The sequence below is a fragment of the Frigidibacter oleivorans genome, from assembly GCF_003993775.1.
Lineage (GTDB): Bacteria > Pseudomonadota > Alphaproteobacteria > Rhodobacterales > Rhodobacteraceae > Frigidibacter > Frigidibacter oleivorans.
In genome coordinates this window covers 26,113-46,395 of sequence record NZ_RJRZ01000017.1, presented here as the reverse complement: position 1 = coordinate 46,395, position 20,283 = coordinate 26,113, and the positions used below count along the sequence as shown (strand labels likewise).

At 69.6% G+C, this 20,283-nt stretch carries 21 protein-coding genes; 15 read left to right on the top strand and 6 right to left on the bottom strand.

Annotated features, from left to right (window positions below; genetic code table 11):
* Positions 1-49: 49 nt before the first annotated feature.
* The gene (locus EEY80_RS16785; protein ID WP_126978490.1) at positions 50-1,303 is read left to right on the top strand and encodes an aromatic ring-hydroxylating oxygenase subunit alpha; all 1,254 of its coding nucleotides are present in this window, start codon (positions 50-52) and stop codon (positions 1,301-1,303) included.
* Positions 1,304-1,307: 4 nt separating this feature from the next.
* Positions 1,308-2,381: a hybrid-cluster NAD(P)-dependent oxidoreductase gene (locus EEY80_RS16780; RefSeq protein ID WP_126978488.1), complete on the top strand. Its 1,074-nt coding sequence runs from the start codon at positions 1,308-1,310 to the stop codon at positions 2,379-2,381.
* On the opposite strand, the gene EEY80_RS16775 is transcribed toward EEY80_RS16780, so the two are convergent.
* Positions 2,365-3,381, bottom strand: a complete 1,017-nt coding sequence (locus EEY80_RS16775; protein ID WP_126978486.1) for a GlxA family transcriptional regulator — start codon at positions 3,379-3,381, stop codon at positions 2,365-2,367. The genes EEY80_RS16780 and EEY80_RS16775 overlap by 17 nt on opposite strands.
* Before the next feature lie 96 nt (positions 3,382-3,477).
* Between EEY80_RS16775 and EEY80_RS16770 the strand changes: the two genes are divergently transcribed.
* The 6 genes from EEY80_RS16770 (at position 3,478) to EEY80_RS16745 (ending at position 11,333) form a co-directional block, all read left to right on the top strand.
* On the top strand, positions 3,478-4,731 hold the full coding sequence (locus EEY80_RS16770) for a sarcosine oxidase subunit beta family protein (protein WP_126978484.1): 1,254 nt from the start codon (positions 3,478-3,480) through the stop codon (positions 4,729-4,731).
* A gap of 10 nt (positions 4,732-4,741) precedes the next feature.
* The gene (locus EEY80_RS16765) at positions 4,742-5,041 is read left to right on the top strand and encodes a sarcosine oxidase subunit delta (protein ID WP_126978482.1); all 300 of its coding nucleotides are present in this window, start codon (positions 4,742-4,744) and stop codon (positions 5,039-5,041) included.
* Positions 5,038-8,028, top strand: coding sequence for a sarcosine oxidase subunit alpha (locus tag EEY80_RS16760; RefSeq protein ID WP_126978480.1), 2,991 nt, complete (start codon positions 5,038-5,040; stop codon positions 8,026-8,028). Before EEY80_RS16765 ends, EEY80_RS16760 begins: the two co-directional genes overlap by 4 nt.
* A 10-nt stretch (positions 8,029-8,038) precedes the next feature.
* Positions 8,039-8,575, top strand: coding sequence for a sarcosine oxidase subunit gamma (locus EEY80_RS16755; RefSeq protein ID WP_126978478.1), 537 nt, complete (start codon positions 8,039-8,041; stop codon positions 8,573-8,575).
* 91 nt (positions 8,576-8,666) lie between these two features.
* Entirely contained in the window at positions 8,667-9,932 is a 1,266-nt protein-coding gene (glyA, locus tag EEY80_RS16750; protein WP_126978476.1) for a serine hydroxymethyltransferase, read from the top strand.
* Positions 9,933-11,333, top strand: coding sequence for an L-serine ammonia-lyase (locus EEY80_RS16745; RefSeq protein WP_126978474.1), 1,401 nt, complete (start codon positions 9,933-9,935; stop codon positions 11,331-11,333). It abuts the gene before it with no gap.
* Positions 11,334-11,364: 31 nt separating this feature from the next.
* Here the strand turns inward: EEY80_RS16745 and EEY80_RS16740 are convergent, their stop codons facing one another.
* Together EEY80_RS16740 and EEY80_RS16735 are read right to left on the bottom strand one after the other, a co-directional pair.
* A complete protein-coding gene (locus tag EEY80_RS16740; protein WP_126978472.1) occupies positions 11,365-13,131 on the bottom strand; it encodes an SLC13 family permease in 1,767 nt (588 codons plus the stop codon).
* A gap of 76 nt (positions 13,132-13,207) precedes the next feature.
* Positions 13,208-14,194: a glutathione S-transferase family protein gene (locus EEY80_RS16735; RefSeq protein WP_126978470.1), complete on the bottom strand. Its 987-nt coding sequence runs from the start codon at positions 14,192-14,194 to the stop codon at positions 13,208-13,210.
* A gap of 293 nt (positions 14,195-14,487) precedes the next feature.
* Between EEY80_RS16735 and EEY80_RS16730 the strand changes: the two genes are divergently transcribed.
* Positions 14,488-14,850 (top strand): hypothetical protein, encoded by a 363-nt coding sequence (locus EEY80_RS16730; protein ID WP_126978468.1) that lies wholly within the window; start codon positions 14,488-14,490, stop codon positions 14,848-14,850.
* A gap of 9 nt (positions 14,851-14,859) precedes the next feature.
* Here EEY80_RS16730 and EEY80_RS16725 read toward each other — a convergent pair whose 3' ends face one another.
* The gene (locus EEY80_RS16725; RefSeq protein WP_126978466.1) at positions 14,860-16,032 is read right to left on the bottom strand and encodes a MalY/PatB family protein; all 1,173 of its coding nucleotides are present in this window, start codon (positions 16,030-16,032) and stop codon (positions 14,860-14,862) included.
* Between the two features lie 118 nt (positions 16,033-16,150).
* Here EEY80_RS16725 and def (EEY80_RS16720) point away from each other — a divergent pair, with 118 nt between their 5' ends.
* From def (EEY80_RS16720) to EEY80_RS20170, 6 genes are read left to right on the top strand one after another with little or no spacing between them, the layout of a single operon-like run.
* Positions 16,151-16,672 (top strand): peptide deformylase, encoded by a 522-nt coding sequence (gene def / locus EEY80_RS16720; protein ID WP_126978464.1) that lies wholly within the window; start codon positions 16,151-16,153, stop codon positions 16,670-16,672.
* Entirely contained in the window at positions 16,672-17,190 is a 519-nt protein-coding gene (def, locus tag EEY80_RS16715; protein ID WP_126978462.1) for a peptide deformylase, read from the top strand. Before def (EEY80_RS16720) ends, def (EEY80_RS16715) begins: the two co-directional genes overlap by 1 nt.
* A 10-nt stretch (positions 17,191-17,200) precedes the next feature.
* Positions 17,201-17,701, top strand: a complete 501-nt coding sequence (def, locus tag EEY80_RS16710; protein ID WP_126978460.1) for a peptide deformylase — start codon at positions 17,201-17,203, stop codon at positions 17,699-17,701.
* The gene (fmt, locus tag EEY80_RS16705) at positions 17,701-18,600 is read left to right on the top strand and encodes a methionyl-tRNA formyltransferase (protein WP_126978458.1); all 900 of its coding nucleotides are present in this window, start codon (positions 17,701-17,703) and stop codon (positions 18,598-18,600) included. The genes def (EEY80_RS16710) and fmt overlap by 1 nt, the downstream gene beginning before the upstream one ends.
* Before the next feature lie 60 nt (positions 18,601-18,660).
* Positions 18,661-18,900 (top strand): GlsB/YeaQ/YmgE family stress response membrane protein, encoded by a 240-nt coding sequence (locus EEY80_RS16700; protein WP_126978456.1) that lies wholly within the window; start codon positions 18,661-18,663, stop codon positions 18,898-18,900.
* Positions 18,897-19,073, top strand: coding sequence for a hypothetical protein (locus EEY80_RS20170; protein WP_164738287.1), 177 nt, complete (start codon positions 18,897-18,899; stop codon positions 19,071-19,073). Before EEY80_RS16700 ends, EEY80_RS20170 begins: the two co-directional genes overlap by 4 nt.
* A gap of 86 nt (positions 19,074-19,159) precedes the next feature.
* On the opposite strand, the gene EEY80_RS16695 is transcribed toward EEY80_RS20170, so the two are convergent.
* On the bottom strand, positions 19,160-19,804 hold the full coding sequence (locus EEY80_RS16695) for a trimeric intracellular cation channel family protein (RefSeq protein WP_126978454.1): 645 nt from the start codon (positions 19,802-19,804) through the stop codon (positions 19,160-19,162).
* Positions 19,801-20,277, bottom strand: coding sequence for a ribonuclease HI (gene rnhA / locus EEY80_RS16690; RefSeq protein ID WP_126978452.1), 477 nt, complete (start codon positions 20,275-20,277; stop codon positions 19,801-19,803). The genes EEY80_RS16695 and rnhA overlap by 4 nt, the downstream gene beginning before the upstream one ends.
* Between the last annotated feature and the right edge of the window lie 6 nt (positions 20,278-20,283).

The window sequence follows — 20,283 nt, the reverse complement described above, 5'->3', positions numbered from 1 at the left end:
TGTCAGACTGGCTTCGTGCGCGCAGATATCCGGCCCCCAGGAGCCCGCCATGCCAGGACACGCCCAGCCTTTGCCCGCCCAGTCCCTGTCCGATCTTCTGTCGCAGCACCGGCCCGGCCACGGGCTGCCGCAGGCGTTCTATACCTCGGACGAGGTCTTCGCCCTCGACATGGAAACCTTCTTCTATCGCGACTGGCTGTTCGCGACCCCCGCCTGCGCGCTGGAGAAGAACGGCAGCTTCCGCCGCCTGAAGATCGGCGCCTACGACATCGTCGTGCTGCGCGATGCCAAGGGCGAGGTGCGGGCCTTCCACAACTCGTGCCGGCATCGCGGATCGGTCATCTGCACGGCCGCCCAGGGCAAGGTCGCGAAACTGACCTGCCCCTATCACCAGTGGACCTACGGGCTCGACGGCCAGCTGGTCTGGGCCCGCGACATGGGCGAAGGGTTCGACCCGTCGCAGCACAGCCTGAAGCCCGTGCATTGCCGCACGGTGGCGGGGCTCGTCTATATCTGCCTCGCGGACAGCGCCCCCGATTTCGACAGCTTCGCCGGCACCGTCGCGCCCTATCTGGGCGTGCACGACCTCGGCGATGCCAAGGTCGCCTTCCAGTCCACCATCGTGGAGAACGGCAACTGGAAGCTGGTCTGGGAAAACAACCGCGAGTGCTATCACTGCACGGGCAACCATCCCGACCTGTGCCGTACCTATCCCGAGGATCCCTCGATCACGGGCGTCAGCCCGGACGGCACCTTCCCCGAAAAGGTCGAGGCCCACTTCAACCGGCTGGAAGGCGCCGGCGCCCCCTCGCGCTTTCGCATGGGCGCGGACGGGCAGTTCCGCGTGGCGCGGATGCCGCTGCTGGACGGGGCTGAAAGCTATACGGTCAACGGCCAGATCGCGGTGCAGAAGCGGCTTGGCCATGTGCCGTTCCTCGATGCCGGCACGCTGCTGATGTTCCACTACCCGACGACCTGGAACCACTTCCTGACCGATCACTCGATCACCTTCCGCGTGACCCCGATCAGCGCGATGGAAACCGAGGTCCAGACCACATGGCTGGTCCACAAGGACGCGGTCGAGGGCGTGGACTACGATCTGAAGAACCTGACCACCGTCTGGGAACACACCAACGACGAGGATCGCCGCGTGGTCGAGCACAACCAGCAGGGCATCTGCTCGCCCGCCTACCGCCCGGGTCCCTATTCGCCGAAGCACGAGGACGGCGTCATCCAGTTCGTGAACTGGTATCTCGACGGCCTGCGCCAGCGTCGGGGCGGCATGGCGATGGCGGCGGAGTAGGCCGATGCTCGATTCCCAGCATTCCGCCGGGGCGAAATGGACGGATGACGAGCCGCTGGAATGCGTCTCGATCCTGCCGGAAGCGCCCAATGTCGTGACGGTCTGCTTTCAGGCGCCGTCCGGCCGCGCCTTCGACTTCCTCGCCGGCCAGTTCCTGACGCTGGAACTGCCGGTGCCGGGCGGCCCGCTGCACCGGACCTACACGATCTCGTCCTCGCCGAGCCGGCCGAAATCGCTGACGATCACGATCAAGGCGCAGCCCGACAGCATCGGCACGCGCTGGATCATGGAGAACGTGCGGCCCGGCACCCGGCTGAAGGTCAGAGGGCCGGGCGGGCGTTTCACCTCGACCCATTTCCCGGCGAAGAAGTACCTGTTCATCTCGGCCGGGTCGGGCATCACCCCGATGATGTCGATGACGACCGAGATCTACGATCTGGGCCGCAGCTGCGATATCGTCTTCGTGAACTGCGCCGAACGTCCCTCCGAGATTATCTTCAAGCGCCGGCTGGAACAGATGGCCACCCGGATCGAGGGGCTGGACCTGAAATGGGTCGTGCAGGAGGCCGACATCTATCAGCCCTGGACCGGCTACAAGGGCCGCTTCAACCAGCTGATGCTGGGCCTGATGGCGCCCGACTACCTGGAACGCGAGGTGTTCTGTTGCGGCCCCGAAGGCTTCATGCAGGCCGTCCGCGAGGCGCTGGCGGGCCTGGGCTTCGACATGGCCCATTACCATCAGGAAAGTTTCGGCGCGCCGGAGCCGGGGCAGGTGCCCGTGGTGGAAAGCGGCAGCACCGACGAGGCGCCGGTCGAGACCGCGCAGCTGGTCTTCGCCGACAGCGGCGTCACGCATGAGTGCAGCGCCGCCGACACGGTGCTGAACGCGGCCCGCGCGGCCGGGGTCGCCATCCCCTTCGGCTGCAGCATGGGCGTCTGCGGCACCTGCCGCGTCCGCAAGCTGTCGGGCGAGGTGCATATGGTCCATAACGGCGGGATCAGCGAGGACGAGGTCGAGGAGGGCTACATCCTCGCCTGCTGCTCGAACCCGCGCGGCACCGTCACGGTCGAGGCATAGCCTCGGCCGGCTCGGACGGGGCGCCGCGGATCTCGCCCGGGCTGACCCCGCGCTCGGACTTGAGCACGCGCGCCAGATGCGGCGCGTCGCAAAAGCCGCACGCCAGCGCGATCTCGGTCACCGATTGCCGGGTCCGGTGCAGCCGGGCCGCGGCGCGGTCCAGCCGGATCTCGAGGTAGATCCGCCGGGGCGACTGGCCCAGATCGGCCTGGAACCGCCGTTCCAGCGTGCGGCGCGCGGTGCCGAGGGCGGCTGCGATCTCGTCCACGTTCAGCGGCTGCTCGATGTTCTGCTGCATCTTCAGGACGGCGCGCTTGACCATCTCGTCCCGCGCCTGCCGGGCCAGCATCTGCCCGGGCTGCGCGCGCCGGCCGCCAAGCGCATCCTCGATCATCAGGATGTTCAGGCTCTTGATGGCCGCCGACTGCCCGACATGGCGCTGCACCAGAAAGGCCGCCAGATGCGCCGCCCCGTGTCCGCCCGAACAGGTCAGCCGGTCGCGGTCGACCACGAAGATCTGGTCCGACACCGGCGTCTCATGCTCGAACCGGTCGATGAAATCCTGATGGTGGAACCAGCTGACGCAGCAGCGATAGCCCTGCAGCAGCCCCGCCGCCTGCAGGGTGAAGACCCCGGTACAAAGCCCCACCAGCGGCACCCCGCGCGCAGCCGTCTGCGTGATGAAGTCCAGCGCCTGCGGTCCGAAGGCGGCCCGGTCGCTGATGAGGCCGCCTACCACCACCAGATAGTCGAAGGGCCCGGCCCGGCGCAGCGGGGTGTCGGGCTGCACGCGCACACCGCAGCTGGACCGGATCGGGTCCATCTTCTCGGCCAGCACGGTCCAGTCGCACAGGATCGGGCGCGACTTGTCCGCATCGTCCGCCGCCAGCCGCAGGACGTCCACGAAACTGGCAAAGGCCGACAGGGTGAACTGATCGGCCAGCAGGAAGGCGACGCGCAGGCGGGTGGCGGGAATCGGTTTGGACGGCACGGAGGTCATGACGCGATCCTACACGGTGACTGGCGCAAATCTACAAACGGCGGGCGTCATGAAAACTTAATCTGCCCGTCAGCTTCGATGGAGAGGGCCCCCGCCATGCAACGTTTCTCTGCCATGTCCCTGCTCAGGAACGCGCTGACGGGCCACAAGAACTGGCGCGAGCAGTGGCCCGACAGCCAGCCCAAGGCCGAATACGACGTGGTCATCGTGGGCGCGGGCGGCCACGGCCTGGGCGCCGCCTATTATCTGGCCAAGGAACACGGCATCACCAATGTCGCCGTGATCGACAAGGGCTGGCTGGGCGGCGGCAATACCGGCCGGAACACGACCATCATCCGCTCGAACTATCTCTATGACGAAAGCGCGCGGCTTTACGATCATGCGCTCGACCTGTGGGAGAACCTGAGCCAGGAGCTGAACTACAACGTCATGTATTCCAAGCGCGGCGTGATGATGCTGGCGCACAACGTCCATGACGTGCAGTCCTTCCAGCGCCATGTCCATTCGAATCGCCTGAACGGCGTCGACAACCGCTGGCTGACCCGGGATGAGGCCAAGGCCTTCTGCCCGCCGCTGAACATCAGCCCCGACGCCCGCTATCCGGTGATGGGCGCGGCGCTGCAGATGCGGGCGGGGACGGCGCGGCACGACGCGGTGGCCTGGGGCTATGCCCGCGCCGCCGCCGCGCGGGGCGTGGACATCATCCAGAACTGCCCGGTCATCGCGATCCGGCGCGGGCCCGACGGGGCCGTGCAGGGCGTCGATACCGCCAGGGGCTTCATCAAGGCGAAGAAGGTCGCCGTCTCGGCCGCGGGTCACACCAGCGTGGTGATGGACAGCGCGGGCGTGCGGATGCCGCTGGAAAGCTTCCCGCTGCAGGCCCTGGTCAGCGAGCCGGTGAAGCCGATCTTCCCCTGCGTCGTCATGTCGAATTCGGTCCATGCCTATATCAGCCAGTCCGACAAGGGCGAGCTGGTCATCGGTTCGGGCACCGACCAGTATACCAGCTACAGCCAGCGCGGCGGGCTGCCCCTGATCGAACATACCGTCGCGGCCATCTGCGAGGTGTTCCCGATCTTCAACCGCATGCGGATGCTGCGCAAATGGGGCGGCATCGTGGACGTGACCCCGGACCGCAGCGCCATCCTCGGCAAGACCCCGGTCAAGGGTCTCTATGTCAACTGCGGCTGGGGCACCGGCGGCTTCAAGGCGACGCCGGGGGCCGCGCATACGCTGGCCTGGACGGTGGCCAAGGACGAGCCGCATCCGATCAACGCGCCCTTCACGCTGGAACGCTTCACCACCGGCCGGCTGATCGACGAAGCCGCCGCCGCCGCCGTCGCGCATTGAGGACCCCGCCATGCTTCTGATCCATTGCCCCTATTGCGACGAGACCCTGCCCGAGGCCGAATTCGCCTATGCCGGCGAGGCGCATATCGCGCGCCCGGCCGATCCCTCGGCCCTGACGGACGAGGAATGGCGCGATTTCCTCTTCATCCGCACCAATGCGCGCGGGCCCCATTATGAACGCTGGCGCCATATCCATGGCTGCGGCCGCTTCTTCAACGCCTGCCGCGACACCGTCAGCGACCGGTTCCTGATGACCTACAAGGCCGGCGAAGAGCGCCCGGCACACGCCACGCTGGAGGCCGCGGAATGAGCCGTTACCGCATCCCGGGCATGGGCCGGGTCGATCCCGCCCGGACCGTCCGCTTCACCTTCGACGGCCGCAGCTATACCGGCCTTCGCGGCGACACCGTCGCCTCGGCGCTGCTGGCGCATGGCGTCCACCTGATGGGCCGGTCGTTCAAGTATCACCGCCCGCGCGGCCCGGTCACCGCCGGGTCCGAGGAACCGAACGCCCTGATCGGCACCTCGCGCGGCCCCGGCCGGTTCGAGCCGAATACCCGCGCCACCGTGCAGGAACTGCGCGAGGGGCTGGTGGCGGAAAGCCAGAACAAGTGGCCGTCCCTGAAGTTCGACATCGGGGCGGTGAACGACCGCGCCTACATGCTGTTCTCGGCCGGGTTCTACTACAAGACCTTCATGTGGCCCCGCAGCTTCTGGGACAGGGTCTACGAACCCTTTATCCGCGCCGCTGCCGGTCTGGGAAAATCCCCGACCGAGGCCGACCCCGACAGCTATGCCAGCCGCAACCTGCATACCGACGTGCTGGTGATCGGCGGCGGGGCGGCCGGCCTGCAGGCGGCGCTGGTGGCGGCGAAATCCGGCGCGCGCGTGGTATTGGTCGACGAGAACCCCGAGATGGGCGGTTCGCTGCTGTCCGATCCCTCCGTCCGCATCGACGGGCAGGGGGCCTGGGCATGGCTGGCCGACCGGGTGGCGCAGCTGCGCGCGGCCGGCGTCACGCTGATGACCCGCACGACCGCGATCGGCTATTATCACCAGAACTTCGTCGGCCTTGTCGAGCGGGTGGCCGACCATCTGGACCGGCCCCCGCAGGGCGCCCCGCGCGAGCGGATGTGGCATGTACGGGCCAGGCAGGTCGTTCTGGCGCAGGGCGCGCTGGAAAAACCGCTGGTCTTCGACGGCAACGACCGTCCCGGCGTCATGCTGGCCGGCGCGGCCCAGACCTACCTGAACCGCTATGGCGTCAAGGTGGGCGACATTGCGGCCGTGGTGACCAGCCATGACAGCGCCTGGTATGCCGCCTTCGACCTGGCCGATGCCGGCGCCCGCGTCGCGGCCATCGCCGACACCCGCGACCGGGTGCGCCAGGATCTGGTCGATGCCGCGCGCCGCCGCGGGATCGAGGTGCTGGCCGGCCATACCGCCACCGCCACCTCCGGCCGGCTGCGCGTCAGGTCCGTCCGGGTGAACCCGGTCCGGGACGGCAAGGTCGGCCCCGGCCGCGAGATCGCCTGCGACGTGCTGCTGATCTGTGGCGGCTGGACCCCGTCGCTGCATCTCTTCTCGCACACCAAGGGCTCGCTGGCCTGGGATGCGGACAACCGCACCTTCCTGCCCGATCGCACGACCGAGGCCTGCCAGATCGCCGGCGCGGGCCGCGGTCTGTGGGGCTATGGCCCGGTGCTGGAAGACGGCATGCGCGCCGGTCTTGCCGCGGCCGAGGCGCTCGGCCGCACCGGCACGCCGGCCGGCGCAGGGGTCGAGGGCGACCGCCCCGGCACCGGCGTCACCCAGAAAGAGCTGCCGACCGACCGCAGCGCGGGCAAGGCCAAGGCCTTCGTCGACTACCAGAACGACGTGACCGCCAAGGACATCCGCCTGGCGGTGCGCGAAGGCATGCGCTCGATCGAGCATGTGAAGCGCTACACCACCAACGGCATGGCGACCGATCAGGGCAAGATGTCGAACATCAACGGGCTGATGATCGCCGCCGACGCGCTGGCCAAGGAACCGCCGCAGGTGGGGCTGACCACCTTCCGCCCGCCCTACACGCCCACCAGCTTCGGCGCCTTCGTGGGCTATCACAAGGGCGCCACCTTCGAGCTGACGCGCAGGACGCCCATCGACCCCTGGGCCGAGGCGCAGGGCGCGGCTTTCGAGCCGGTCTCGCTGTGGCGCCGGGCGTGGTATTTCCCGCGGGCGGGCGAGGACATGCACGCCGCCGTGGCGCGCGAATGCCGGATGACGCGGGCCTCGGCCGGCATGTTCGACGCCTCGACCCTCGGCAAGATCGAGGTCGCGGGCCCGGATGCCACCGAGTTCATGAACCGCATGTACACCAACCCCTGGACGAAACTGGCGCCGGGCCGGTGCCGCTATGGCCTTCTGCTGGGCGAGGACGGTTTCATCCGCGATGACGGCGTGATCGGGCGGCTGGCGCAGGACCTGTTCCACGTCACCACCACCACCGGCGGCGCGGCGCGGGTCCTGAACATGATGGAGGATTACCTGCAGACGGAATGGCCCGACCTGGACGTCTGGCTGACCTCGACCACCGAGCAATGGGCGACCGTCGCCGTCAACGGCCCCAACGCACGCAAGGTGCTGGCGCCGCTGGTCGAGGGGCAGGACCTCTCGGACGAGGCCTTCCCGCATATGTCGGTCGCGCAATGCACGGTCGCGGGCTTCCCCGCACGGCTGTTCCGCATCAGCTTCACCGGCGAGCTGGGCTTCGAGATCAACGTGCCCGCCCGTCACGGCCTCGCGCTGTGGACGGCGATCCACGCGGCCGGCCAGCCCTATGACATCTGCCCCTACGGCACGGAAACGATGCACGTCCTGCGGGCCGAAAAGGGCTACATCATCGTCGGGCAGGATACCGACGGGACGGTCACGCCGCAGGATGCGGGGCTCGACTGGGCCATCGGCAAGGCCAAGAAGGACTTCGTCGGCAAACGCTCGCTGCAGCGTCCCGACATCGTCGCGCCGAACCGCAAGCAGCTGGTCGGCCTGCTGACCGAGGACGGAACCCGGCTGCAAGAGGGCGCGCAGATCGTCCTGGACCCGAACCAGACGCTGCCGATGACGATGGCGGGGCATGTCACCTCGTCCTACGACTCGGTCGCGCTCGGCCGGCCCATCGCGATGGCGGTGATCGCCGGCGGTCATGGCCGGATGGGCGAGACGGTGCATATCCCGATGCCGAACGGCACGGTGCGCGCCACGATCACCTCGACCAACTTCTACGATCCCGCCGGCGAACGGCTGAAGGCCTGAGGAGCGCGAGATGACCGCACAACGCCACGACTTCGACGCCGCGCCCTTCCGGCTGGAAGAGCTGCCCTGGTCGCCCCGCTTCTCGCTGCGGGTGCGCCCGCAGAACCGCGCGGCACTGGAAGGCGCCCTGGGCCTGACCCTGCCCGCCCGCATCGGCGAGCGCAGCATGACGGGCGGGACCGAGGTCCTGTGCCTCGGCCCGGACGAATGGACCGTCCTGGTGCCCGAGTCGGGCCGTGACGCGCTGGTCGATGCCGGCGCCCGCATCTATGCCCAGACCCCCCACAGCCTGGTCGAGATCAGCGACCGCGAGATCACGCTGCGCCTGTCCGGCCCGCAGGCGCTGACCGCGCTGACGGCCGGCTGCCCCCGCGATGTGGAGGCGCTGCAGACCGGCCGCGCCGCCCGGACGCTGTTCGACAGCGCGACCGTGATCCTGTGGCGCGACGGCGCGGACAGCTTCCGCATGGATGTCTGGCGCAGCTTCCTGCCGCATGTCCGCGCCATCCTCGACAAGGTCGCGGCGGAACTGAAATCCGGGCTGTGACGCCGCGGTCCTGCCCGACGCCGACATCGCCGAACGTTCCTGCTGCGGCCCCGCGGCCGCGGATGATCCCGCCACACCGAAAGGGTTTCCCATGCTCGATTCCAAGCTCCACGCGATCTCGGACAGCGCCATCGCCGGCGCCATCGCCCGCGAACTGGGCCGCCAGCAGGACCAGATCGAACTGATCGCCTCCGAAAACATCGTCTCGTCCGACGTGCTGGCCGCCCAGGGCTCGGTCCTGACGAACAAATATGCCGAGGGCTATCCCGGCAAGCGTTACTATGGCGGCTGCGAATTCGTGGACGAGGTCGAGGACATCGCCCGCGACCGCCTGAAACAGCTGTTCGGCGCGGCCCATGCGAACGTCCAGCCCCATTCCGGCGCGCAGGCGAACCAGGCGGTGTTCCTGGCGCTGCTGCAACCGGGCGACAAGATCATGGGCCTGTCGCTGGCGCATGGCGGCCACCTGACCCACGGCTCCCCGGTGACCATGTCGGGCAAATGGTTCGAGGTCGCCAGCTACGAGGTCGAGGAGGACACGCATCTCATCGACATGGACAAGGTGCGCGAGAAGGCGCTGGCGGAACGGCCCAGGCTGATCGTCGCGGGCGCCTCGGCCTATCCGCGCCACATGGACTTCGCGGCGTTCCGCGCCATCGCCGACGAGGTGGGCGCCTGGCTGATGGTGGACATGGCCCACTATGCCGGTCTTGTCGCGGCGGGCGAATACCCCAACCCGGTGCCCCATGCCCATATCGTCACCTCGACCACGCACAAGACCCTGCGCGGCCCGCGCGGCGGCGTCATCCTGACCAATGACGAGGATCTGGCGAAGAAGATCAACTCGGCGGTGTTCCCCGGCAACCAGGGCGGCCCGCTGATGCATGTCATCGCCGCCAAGGCCGTGGCCTTCGGCGAGGCGCTGCAGCCGTCGTTCAGGGACTACGCCCGGGCCGTCGTCGCCAATGCCCGCGCGCTTGCCGACACGCTGAGGCAGGGCGGCATGGGCATCGTCTCGGGCGGGACCGATTGCCACATGGTCCTGTGCGACCTGCGCCCGCTGGGCGTGACCGGCAAGTCCGCCGAGATCGCGCTGGAGCGTGCAGGCCTGACCTGCAACAAGAACGCGATCCCCTTCGACCCGGAAAAGCCCTTCGTGACCTCGGGCATCCGCCTCGGCAGTTCGGCCGGCACCACCCGCGGCTTCGGCGAGGCCGAGTTCCGCCAGATCGGCGAGATGATCCTGCGCGTGCTGCGCGCGCTCGGTCAGACCCCCGAGGGCGATGCCGCGCTGGAGGCCGAGGTCCGCGCCGAGGTCAAGGCGATCTGCGACCGCTTCCCGATCTACGGGGCGTGAATGTTCCTCTCGGTCTTCGACATCTTCAAGATCGGCATCGGCCCTTCATCGTCGCATACGATGGGGCCAATGGTCGCCGCCGCGCGGTTTCTGGACGATCTGCGCGGCGGGGCCGAGAAAATCCCCGGCGCCAGCACCCCGCACCGGCTGTTTGCCAGCCTGCACGGCAGCCTCGCCTTCACCGGCAAGGGCCATGCGACCGACCGGGCGGTGATCCTCGGCCTCTGCGGCCTGACCCCGGACCGCATGGACCCCGACGATGCCGCACGGATCGAGGCCGAGGTGCGCGAACAGGGCGTCGTGCGCCCCGCGGGGCTGGGCACGCTGGTCTTCCGACCGGACCGCGATCTGGTCTTCGACTATGGCCCCGCGCTGCCGGGCCATCCGAATGGCATGATCCTGAAGGCCTTCGACCCCGAGGGCCGACCCTATCACCAGCAGACCTACTACTCCGTCGGCGGCGGCTTCGTCGTCACCAAACCCGAGCTGGAGGCGAGCCGGGCCGGCCGCGCCCCCGTCCAGCAGGCTGCCCGCGTGCCGTTCCCCTTCGAGACGGCCGAGCAGATGCTGCAGATGGGCATCGCCTCGGGGCGCAGCATTGCCGAGATGAAGCGCGCCAACGAAGAGGCAGTGCTGGGCGACCGGCTGAACGACCGGCTCGACGCGATCTGGGCCGCGATGGATGGATGCATCTCGCGCGGGCTGCTGCAGGACGGCATCCTGCCCGGCGGGCTGAAGGTCCGCCGCCGCGCCCGCGCCATCCACGAGCAGCTGGAACGCGAGCGGGGGCGCAACATCAACCAGCCGCATCAGGCGAATGACTGGCTGAGCGTCTATGCCATGGCCGTGAACGAGGAAAACGCCGCCGGCGGGCGCGTCGTGACCTCGCCCACGAACGGGGCGGCGGGCGTCGTGCCGGCGGTGGGGCGCTATTATCTCGACCATTGCATCGGCGCGACGGCGACCGGGATCCGCGACTATCTGCTGGTCGCGGCGGCGATCGGCGGGCTCATCAAGCACAACGCCTCGATCTCGGGCGCCGAGGTCGGCTGCCAGGGCGAGGTCGGCTCGGCCTCGGCGATGGCGGCGGCGGGGCTGTGCGCCGTGCTGGGCGGGTCGAATGCGCAGATCGAGAATGCGGCCGAGATCGCGCTCGAGCATCACCTGGGCATGACCTGCGATCCGGCCGCCGGTCTGGTGCAGGTCCCCTGCATCGAGCGCAATGCGCTTGGCTCGATCAAGGCGGTCAGCGCGGCCAGCCTGGCGCTGCGCGGCGATGGCAGCCATTTCCTGCCGCTGGACAACTGCATCCGGGTGATGCGCGACACGGGCCGGGATATGAACGAGAAGTACAAGGAAACCTCGCAGGGCGGCATCGCCGTCAACCTGCCGGAATGCTGACCGGCGGCGGGCCGGAGGATGGGGCCGCGTCCTATCCCCAGACGGCAAGGATCAGCGGCACGCCGACCACCACCACCAGCAGCGACAGCGGCGCGCCGAGCCGGGCGTAGTCGCCGAAGCGATAGCCGCCGGGCCCCATGACCAGCGTGTTGCACTGATGCCCGATGGGCGTCAGGAAGTCGCAGCCCGCGCCCACCGCCACCGCCATCAGGAAGGCATCGGCACCGAAGCCCAGCTGGCCCGCGAAGGTGGCGGCAATGGGCGCCATCACCAGCACGGTCGCCGCGTTGTTCAGGAACGGCGTCACTGCCATCGCCGCGACCATGATCATCGCCAGCGCCCCCCAGACCGGCAGGCCGGTCGCCGCCGCCGACAGCCATGCCCCGATCAGGTCGGTGCCGCCGGTCGATTGCAGCGACTGGCTGACCGGGATCAGCGCGCCCAGCATCACCAGGATCGGCCATTCCACGCTTTCATAAGCGTCGCGCGGGCTGATCGCGCCGGTCGCCATCATCAGCACCGCCGCGCCGAAGAAGGCGATGGCCACCGGCACGATGCTGAGCGCGGTCAGCGTCATCGCGGCAGCGAGGATCGCCAGCGGCAGCAGTTCCTTGCGCACGCTGCCCAGCCCGATGCTGCGTTCGGCCAGCGGCAGCAGGCCCAGCCCCTGCATCCGTTCGGGCAGGATCGCGGCCGGCCCCTGCAGCAGCAGCACGTCGCCCGCGGCCAGCCGCGTCTCGCCCAGCCGTTCGGTCATCCGGTGCCCGGCGCGCGAGATGGCGATGACGTTGACGCCGTACCGCTGATACAGGTTGACGGTGCTGGCGCTGCGGCCGACCAGCAGCGAGGCGGGCGTCACCACCGTCTCGATGATGCCGACCTTCTCGCGGCTGCTGCCCGGCTCTTCCTCCTGCCGGGCGAGTTCCAGGCCGCCGACGCTGACCGCCCGTTCCAGCGCATCGGGCCCCCCGCGCAGCAGCAGCGTGTCGCCCGGTTCGATGACGGTTTCCGGCAGGGTGACGGTCCGCCGCTGGTCGTTGCGCAGGATGCCGGTGACGGCCAGCCCGCCATCCACCCGGCTGAGCAGATGGCCCACCGTGTCGCCCGCCGCCTTCGCGCCCTCGGGCACCCGCGCCTCGGTGTTGTAGTCGCTGATCCCCACCGCCTCTTCGAGGCTGGGCGCGGCGCGGCGGTCGCGCGGGATCAGCCGGTAGCCCAGCATCAGGAACAGGATGCCCAGCACCGACAGGACCAGCCCGACCGGCGCGTAGTCGAACATGGTGAAGGGCTGGCCCGTCAGGTCCGCCCGCACCCGCGACACGATGATGTTGGGCGAGGTGCCGATCATCGTGATCAGCCCGCCGAGCAGCGAGCCGAAGGCCATGGGCATCAGGAAGACCGAGGGCGAGACGCCCGACCGTTTGGCCATGCGGAAGGCAGCGGGCATCAGCATGGCCAGCGCGCCGATATTCTTGACCAGCGCTGACATGAAGGTGACCGAGGCGACCAGCACCGCCATCTGCCAGCGCACATGGGTGACCTTGCGCGACAGCCAGCGGATCGTCGCCTCGATCAGGCCGGACCGGGCGACGGTCGCGCTGACGACCAGCGCGCTGCCGACGATGATGACGATGTCGTCGCTGAAGCCGGTGAAGGCCTGTTCCGGCGTCACCGTTCCCGCCGCGAGCGAGGCCAGCAGCGCCAGCATCGCCACCAGATCATAGCGGAGCCGTCCCCAGATGAAGAGCAACATCATGGCGCCGAGGATCGAGAAGGACAGCGCCTGCGGCAGGGTCATGAAATGCTCCGGACAACCGCAGAGCAACTCGCCGCCGGCCCCGCGGGTTCCGGCGGCGCCGCGCGAGGCGGCCGGGTCAGGTTGCCAGCCGCTCGCGCCCGTGCGGCGCGTCGAAGTCCAGCACCGGGTTGATCGGGATGATCCGGTTCGGATTGATCGTGTCGTGGCTGAAATGATAGTGCCGCACGAAATGGTCGAAGCGCACCGTCCCGGCCACGCCCGGCACCTGATAAAGGTCGCGGGTATAGGCCCAGAGGTTCGGATAGTCGATCAGCCGGCGCCGGTTGCATTTGAAATGCAGGTGATAGACCGGATCGAAGCGGACGAGCGTGGTGAACAGCCGCCAGTCGGCCTCGGTGACCCTGTCGCCGGTCAGGTAGCGGCGGGTGGCCAGCCGGTCTTCCAGCGAGTCGAGACTGTCGAACAGGGCATGGACCGCGCGGTCATAGGGTTCCTGCCGGGTGGCGAAGCCCGCCTTGTAGACGCCGTTGTTGACGCTGTCGTAGATGCGGGTGTTCAGCGCGTCGATCTCGTCCCGCAGGTCGGCGGGCCGGAAATCGGCGCTGTTGCCCGTCAGCCCGTCGAAGGCCGAGTTGAACATGCGGATGATCTCGGCGCTTTCGTTCGACACGATGGTGCCCCGCGCCTTGTCCCACAGCACCGGCACCGTGACCCGGCCCGAGATCTGCGGGTCGGCGCGGGTGTAGATGTCGCGCAGGAAGGGCAGTCCGAACAGCCGGTCGCCGGTCGCGCCGTCGAAATCGGTCGAGAAGGTCCAGCCGTCGGCCAGCATGTCGGGATGGACCACCGACACGTCGATCAGCGGTTCCAGTCCCTTCAGCGCCCGGAAGATCAGCGTGCGATGCGCCCAGGGGCAGGCATAGGAGACATAGAGGTGATAGCGCCCCGCCTCGGCCGCGAAGCCGCCCTCGCCCGAGGGGCCGGGGCTGCCGTCCGGGGTGATCCAGTTGCGGAAGGTGGTCGTCGTGCGCTGAAAGGCGCCGCCGGTGCTGTCGGTGTCGTACCATTCGGGCGACCAGCGCCCCTGAACGAGTTGGCCCATCTGAACCTCCGCCTCCGCGTTTCCTGTGCATGTTCCTGTGTGTCTGTGGCCTATATGGTCGATCCGTGCCCGAAGCGGCACCCGAAGCCGCGCGCAGGATCCATGCGCTGCCGCACAAGGCAGGCGGCCGTGCCGAGGGAACATCGCGGCCGGATCGCAGGTTCCCCTGCGGGCGGGCACGGGGGTGCGGGGGGGGCGTGGCGCGCCGGCAACGCCGCGCAGCTGCGGCGAAAGGCGCCGCTTGAAAAGCCTCCGCGCCGCGCCCCATCTCAGCGGACGGGGGAGGGGGCGAGATGAGCGACTATCTGTCGAAGGATGTGATGGCCTGGCTTGAAGAGGCCCGGCGCCGCGACCGCCGCCGGCGGGGCCGGCTGCACATCCAGGCGGGCGCCGACCACTGGCCGGTGCTGCGCCGGTGGGAGGGCGGCTTTGCGCTGGATGCGCGGGGGGCGGCGCATCTGCGCGGCTTCGTCGATCTTTATGACGGGCCGCGCCACCTGATGAACTGCCTGATCGTTGCCACCGCCGTCGAGGGCGACGAGCTGATCTGCACCGTCAAGAGCATGACCCCGGCCGAAGACCGGCCGCCGGTGGACTTCGTCCGCGACGACCGGGCCCCGGGCGGGCTGCTGCCGCCGCCCGCGACGGCGTCCTGACGAGACAGCCTACTGAAGATCGGCGAAGGCCGCGCGCAGCCGCGCGACCGCCTCCTCGACCAGCGGGCGGGGCGTGGCGAGGTTGAACCGCAGGAAGCTGTCGCCGCCCGCGCCGAAGCTCGCGCCGTGGTTCACCGCGATCCGCGCCTGCCCCTGCACCCTCTCGATGAATTCCGCCGGCGCCATGCCGGTGCCGCCGAAATCCACCCAGGCCAGATAGGTCGCCTCCAGCGGCATCGACCGCAGGCCCGGGATCGCGTTCACCCCCCCGTCGAAGATCTGCCGGTTGCCGTCCAGATAGGCGACCAGGTCATCCACCCAGTCGGCGCCTTCGGGCGAATAGGCGGCCGTCACCATGTTCAGGCCGAAGCTGTTGGGCGAGATGCCGAGCGCGCCCATCCGCGCCTCGATCCGTCCGCGCAGCGCGGGGTCGGACACGATGACGTTGCCGGTATGGCAGCCGGCGATGTTGAAGGTCTTGGTCGCCGCCGTCATCATCACCAGCCGGTCGGCAATCTCGGGCATGACATTGGCCATCACGTGATGGCGCTGGCCCGGCAGGACCAGATCGTGATGGATCTCGTCCGACACCAGGATCAGGTCGTGCCGCCGGCAGAACCCGCCCACCGCGCGCAGCTCTGCCTCGGTCCAGACCCGGCCGCCGGGATTGTGCGGCGAACAGAGGATCAGCATCCGTTCCCGCCCGGTCAGCAGCGGCTCCCAGCCCGAGGGATCGAGGACATAGCGCCCGTCGACCTGCGGCAGCGGGCATTCGGTGACGCTGCGGCCGCCGGCGCGGATGACCCGGGCGAAGGCATGGTAGACCGGCGTCGTCAGGATCACCGCATCGCCCGGTTCGGTGAGGGCATCGACGCAGATGCCGGTGCCGTTGACCAGCCCGTGCGTGGTCAGGATCCAGCCGGGATCGACCTGCCAGCCGTGGCGGTGCTGCATCCACCAGCAGATCGCGGCGCGATAGTCGCTGTCATCGCCGAAATAGCCGTAGACGCCATGCGCCGCCATCGACTCGACGGCCCGCTGCACCGCCTGCGGCGGGCGGAAGTCCATGTCCGCCACCCACATCGCGATGCCCTCGTCGCGCGGCACGCCATAGACCGGCTGCATCATGTCCCATTTGGCGCAGTGGGTGCCGCGCCGCTCGATGATCTCGTCGAAGCTCATGAAGGTGGTCTTGCCTTTCGTTGCTGTGCGCGCGGCCGGCCGGCGCGGGTCCGGCGCCCGGGTGCGGCCTTGTTTCATGGCCGTTGCGCGGAGGCGGGCCATCGCCTACATCCGGCCCATGACGCTGCGCCCCATCCTGATCCATCCCGACCCGCGCCTCAAGAAGGTCTGCGACCCCGTGCCCGCCGTGGACGACACGCTGCGCCGGCTGGCCGACGACATGCTGGCCACGATGTATGACGCGCCGGGCATCGGGCTGGCCGCGCCGCAGGTGGGCGTGACCCGGCGGATGCTGGTGATGGATTGCGTCAAGGACAGCCGGGCCGCGCCGCAGCCGATGGTGCTGGTCAACCCCGAGATCACCTGGACCTCGGAGGCGGTGAACACCTATGAGGAAGGCTGCCTGTCGATCCCCGAACAATATGGCGACGTGACGCGCCCGGCCGAGGTGCGGGTGCGCTGGACCGCGCTGGACGGCAGCACCAAGGAAGAGCAGTTCGACGGATTGTGGGCCACCTGCGTGCAGCACGAGATCGACCATCTGAACGGCAAGCTGTTCATCGACTATCTGGGCCCGCTGAAGCGGCAGATGATCACCCGCAAGATGGAAAAGCTGAAGCGCGGGATGGCGCGGGCCTGATGGCGGTGCTGCCCATCGTCCAATGGCCCGACCGGCGGCTGGCCGAACGCGCGGGCGAGGTCGCGGTCTTCGACGCGGCGCTGCGCCATCTGGCCGAAGACATGCTGGAAACGATGTATGCCGCGCCGGGCCGGGGGCTGGCCGGGCCGCAGGTGGGGGCGATGCTGCGGCTGTTCGTGATGGATTGCGGCTGGAAGGACGGCACGCCCGACCCGCGCGTGATCGTCAACCCGCAGATCGTGTTCGCCGAAGGCGAGGCCACGCGCGAGGAGGGCTGCCTGTCGGTGCCGGGCCTGATGGTGCCGGTGACGCGGCCCGACCGGGTGAAGCTGCGCTGGCAGGGCCTCGACGAGGCCTGGACGGTAGCGGAGTTCGAGGGGTTCGAGGCGACCTGCGTGCAGCACGAACTCGACCATCTGGACGGCATCCTGCATATCGACCGCACCACCGACGAGATCCGCACGATCCTCGCCCCGCAGCTGAAGGAGCTGGCGGCGCGGGCGGCGCATGGCGCATGAGGGCGCGCGCATGACCGTCCGGCCCTTCCTGCCCTATGCCGACCGTCGGCTGCACCAGCCCGCCGAACCGGTGGCCGCGGTGACCGAAACCGTCCGGATGATCTGGGACGACATGGTCGAGACGATGGACGCGATGCCGGGGGTGGGCCTGGCCGCGCCGCAGATCGGCATCCTGATGCGGCTGGCCGTGGTCGATGCCTCGGACAAGCGCGGGCAGGCGGTGCGGATGGCCAATCCCGAGGTGCTGCACGCCTCGGTGCAGCTGCGCCGGCACGAGGAAGCCTCGCCCAACCTGCCGGGCGTGTCGGCGGTGATCGAACGGCCCCGCGCGGTGACGGTGCGATACCTGAACGAGGCGGGCGAGGTCGAGGACCGCGATTTCGTCGGACTGTGGGCCACCAGCGTCCAGCACCAGATCGACCATCTGAACGGCCGGCTCTATGTCGATCACCTGACGCCGCTGCGCCGCAAGATGCTGGTCGCCAAGGCGCAGAAGCTGGGACGGCGCTGATGCGGGTGGTGTTCATGGGCACGCCCGCCTTCTCGGTGCCGGTACTGCAGGCGCTGGCCGCGGCGGGGCACGAGATCGCCTGCGTCTATTGCCAGCCGCCGCGCCCGGCGGGGCGGGGCAAGAAGGACCGCCCCTCGCCGGTGCAGGCGGCGGCCGAGGCGATGGGCCTGCCGGTGCGCCACCCCCTGTCGCTGAAGGGGGCCGAGGCGCAGGCCGACTTTGCCGCGCTGGATGCCGATGTGGCGGTGGTGGTGGCCTACGGGCTGATCCTGCCGCAGCCGGTGCTGGACGCGCCGCGGCAGGGGTGCCTCAACATCCATGCCTCGCTACTGCCGCGCTGGCGCGGGGCCGCGCCGATCCACCGGGCGATCATGGCGGGGGACGCGGAGACCGGCATCTGCATCATGCGGATGGAGGCAGGGCTGGATACCGGGCCGGTGCTGCTGCGCGAGGCGATGCCGATCGCGGCCGGGGACACGACCGGCGACCTGCATGACCGGCTGGCGGCCACGGGGGCGCGGCTGATCGTGACGGCGCTGGACCGGCTGGCCGACCTGCGGGCCGAGCCGCAGCCCGAGGACGGCGTGACCTATGCCGCGAAGATCGACAAGGCCGAGGCGCGGATCGACTGGACGCAGCCGGCAGACCGGGTGGACCGGCTGATCCGCGGCCTGTCGCCCTTTCCCGGCGCCTGGTGCGAGGTGGCCGGCGAGCGGGTGAAGCTGCTGCGGTCCCGCGTCGCCGCGGGGCAGGGCGCGCCGGGTCAGGTACTGGACGGCTTCACCATCGCCTGCGGCACCGGCGCCGTCGAGGTGACCGAGGCGCAGCGCGAGGGCAAGCGGCCGATGCCGGCGGCCGAGGTGCTGCGCGGGCTGGTGCTGCCCGGGAGGCTGGGCTGAGGGATTCCCTTCCCGCCCGCTTCGGCGCATGATCGCGGCAATTCTTGCAGGAGGTCTGGCTTGGGCATTCTGACCCTCATCATCATCGGCGCGGCGGCCGGCTATCTGGCGGCGCGGATGCTGCGCATCGGCGAGGATCCGCTACTGACCGTCGGGCTGGGGATCGTCGGCGCCGTGCTGGGCGGGCTGCTGCTGCGGGTGGTGGCTGCGGTGCTGGGCTGGATCGCGGTCCTTCTGGGCGCGGTGGCGGGCGCGCTGCTGCTGATCTGGCTGTGGCAGGGCCGGGGCCGCCGGCGGTGAGCCTGATCCGAACCCTGCTGTGGGGTCTGGCCGCGATGCTCGCAGCCTTCCTGTTCTGGCGGCTGGTCCGGGCGGGCTTCTGGCTGATCACCCGGCCCGGCGGCTGGATCGTGCTGGCCTGCGCCGCGCTGCTGGCGGCGCAGCATTGGGGCACGCCCGTGGCGGCGCGATAGCGGCGCCGGCGCAGCGGGGGTTTTCCACCCCCGCACCCGCGGAGGATATTTGCGCCGACAAGAAGCTGGTAGAGGCACGGGGCGGGTCAGGCGCCCGGCTTGTGGCGCGGCGGGCGCGGGCGGTAGACCGGCAGCCGCCAGCCGAAGCGCAGGCTTCCCGCGCGCAGGCCGAAGGTGACGATCCCGCAGGCCGACAATGCCGCGATCTGCGGCAGGCCGAGCGCGGCAAGCGCCAGCGCCGCCAGCGCCCCGCCGAGCGCGGCGGACAGATAGAGCTCGCCCTGTTTCAGCACCAGCGGCACCTCGTTCGCGACCACGTCGCGCATCAGCCCGCCGAAGCTGCCGGTGACGACGCCGCACAGCGCCACGATCACCGGCCCGTGGCCCAGATCCGCCGCCACCGCCACCCCGGCCGGCACCGCCACCGCCAGCGCGCAGGCATCGAGCCACAGGAGCACCCGGTAGCGGCTTTCCAGCAGATGCGCGGTAAAGAACACCAGCACCGCAGCCGCCGCCGCGATCAGCACGAATTGCGGCGCGGCCACCCAGAACACCGGATCGCGGCCGAGGATCAGGTCGCGCAGCGTGCCGCCACCCACCGCCGTCAGCGCCGCCATGAACACGAAGCCCACGAGGTCGAGCTGCGACCGGCTCGCCACCAGCGCGCCGGTCAGCGCGAAGACCAGCACCGCGGCATGGTCCAGCGTCATGGCCAGCGCCTGCGGGCTCATCCCCGCGCGGCCTTCGCCTTCGCCGGCTTGAAGGGCGCCATGCCGGCGCGGGCCAGTTCGTCGGCGCGTTCGTTTTCCGCGTGCCCCGCATGGCCCTTGATCCAGCGCCACGTCACCCGGTGCCGGGCCTGCGCCGCGTCGAGCCGCTGCCACAGGTCGACATTCTTCACCGGCTTGCCGTCCGAGGTGCGCCAGCCGTTCCGCTTCCAGCCGTGGATCCAGCCGGTGACGCCGTTCTTCACATAGGCCGAGTCGGTGACGACGGTCACGTCCGAGGCGCGCGACAGCGCCTCCAGCGCGGAAATCGCCGCCAGCAGTTCCATCCGGTTGTTGGTGGTCAGCGCCTCGCCGCCCGACAGGCTGCGTTCCTTCACCACCGCCTCGCCCTCGCGCGCCAGAAGCAGCACGCCCCAGCCCCCGGGGCCGGGATTGCCGGAACAGGCACCGTCGGTATAGGCGAACAGGTCGGGCATCGCGTC

Excerpts from the sequence above, each read along its gene's own strand:
- EEY80_RS16785 (WP_126978490.1), top strand. The coding sequence starts at position 50 with ATGCCAGGACACGCCCAGCCTTTGCCCGCCCAGTCCCTGTCCGATCTT.
- EEY80_RS16780 (WP_126978488.1), top strand. The coding sequence starts at position 1,308 with ATGCTCGATTCCCAGCATTCCGCCGGGGCGAAATGGACGGATGACGAG.
- EEY80_RS16775 (WP_126978486.1), bottom strand. The coding sequence starts at position 3,381 with ATGACCTCCGTGCCGTCCAAACCGATTCCCGCCACCCGCCTGCGCGTC.
- EEY80_RS16770 (WP_126978484.1), top strand. The coding sequence starts at position 3,478 with ATGCAACGTTTCTCTGCCATGTCCCTGCTCAGGAACGCGCTGACGGGC.
- EEY80_RS16765 (WP_126978482.1), top strand. The coding sequence starts at position 4,742 with ATGCTTCTGATCCATTGCCCCTATTGCGACGAGACCCTGCCCGAGGCC.
- EEY80_RS16760 (WP_126978480.1), top strand. The coding sequence starts at position 5,038 with ATGAGCCGTTACCGCATCCCGGGCATGGGCCGGGTCGATCCCGCCCGG.
- EEY80_RS16755 (WP_126978478.1), top strand. The coding sequence starts at position 8,039 with ATGACCGCACAACGCCACGACTTCGACGCCGCGCCCTTCCGGCTGGAA.
- glyA (WP_126978476.1), top strand. The coding sequence starts at position 8,667 with ATGCTCGATTCCAAGCTCCACGCGATCTCGGACAGCGCCATCGCCGGC.
- EEY80_RS16745 (WP_126978474.1), top strand. The coding sequence starts at position 9,933 with ATGTTCCTCTCGGTCTTCGACATCTTCAAGATCGGCATCGGCCCTTCA.
- EEY80_RS16740 (WP_126978472.1), bottom strand. The coding sequence starts at position 13,131 with ATGACCCTGCCGCAGGCGCTGTCCTTCTCGATCCTCGGCGCCATGATG.
- EEY80_RS16735 (WP_126978470.1), bottom strand. The coding sequence starts at position 14,194 with ATGGGCCAACTCGTTCAGGGGCGCTGGTCGCCCGAATGGTACGACACC.
- EEY80_RS16730 (WP_126978468.1), top strand. The coding sequence starts at position 14,488 with ATGAGCGACTATCTGTCGAAGGATGTGATGGCCTGGCTTGAAGAGGCC.
- EEY80_RS16725 (WP_126978466.1), bottom strand. The coding sequence starts at position 16,032 with ATGAGCTTCGACGAGATCATCGAGCGGCGCGGCACCCACTGCGCCAAA.
- def (WP_126978464.1), top strand. The coding sequence starts at position 16,151 with ATGACGCTGCGCCCCATCCTGATCCATCCCGACCCGCGCCTCAAGAAG.
- def (WP_126978462.1), top strand. The coding sequence starts at position 16,672 with ATGGCGGTGCTGCCCATCGTCCAATGGCCCGACCGGCGGCTGGCCGAA.
- def (WP_126978460.1), top strand. The coding sequence starts at position 17,201 with ATGACCGTCCGGCCCTTCCTGCCCTATGCCGACCGTCGGCTGCACCAG.
- fmt (WP_126978458.1), top strand. The coding sequence starts at position 17,701 with ATGCGGGTGGTGTTCATGGGCACGCCCGCCTTCTCGGTGCCGGTACTG.
- EEY80_RS16695 (WP_126978454.1), bottom strand. The coding sequence starts at position 19,804 with ATGAGCCCGCAGGCGCTGGCCATGACGCTGGACCATGCCGCGGTGCTG.
- rnhA (WP_126978452.1), bottom strand. The coding sequence starts at position 20,277 with ATGCCCGACCTGTTCGCCTATACCGACGGTGCCTGTTCCGGCAATCCC.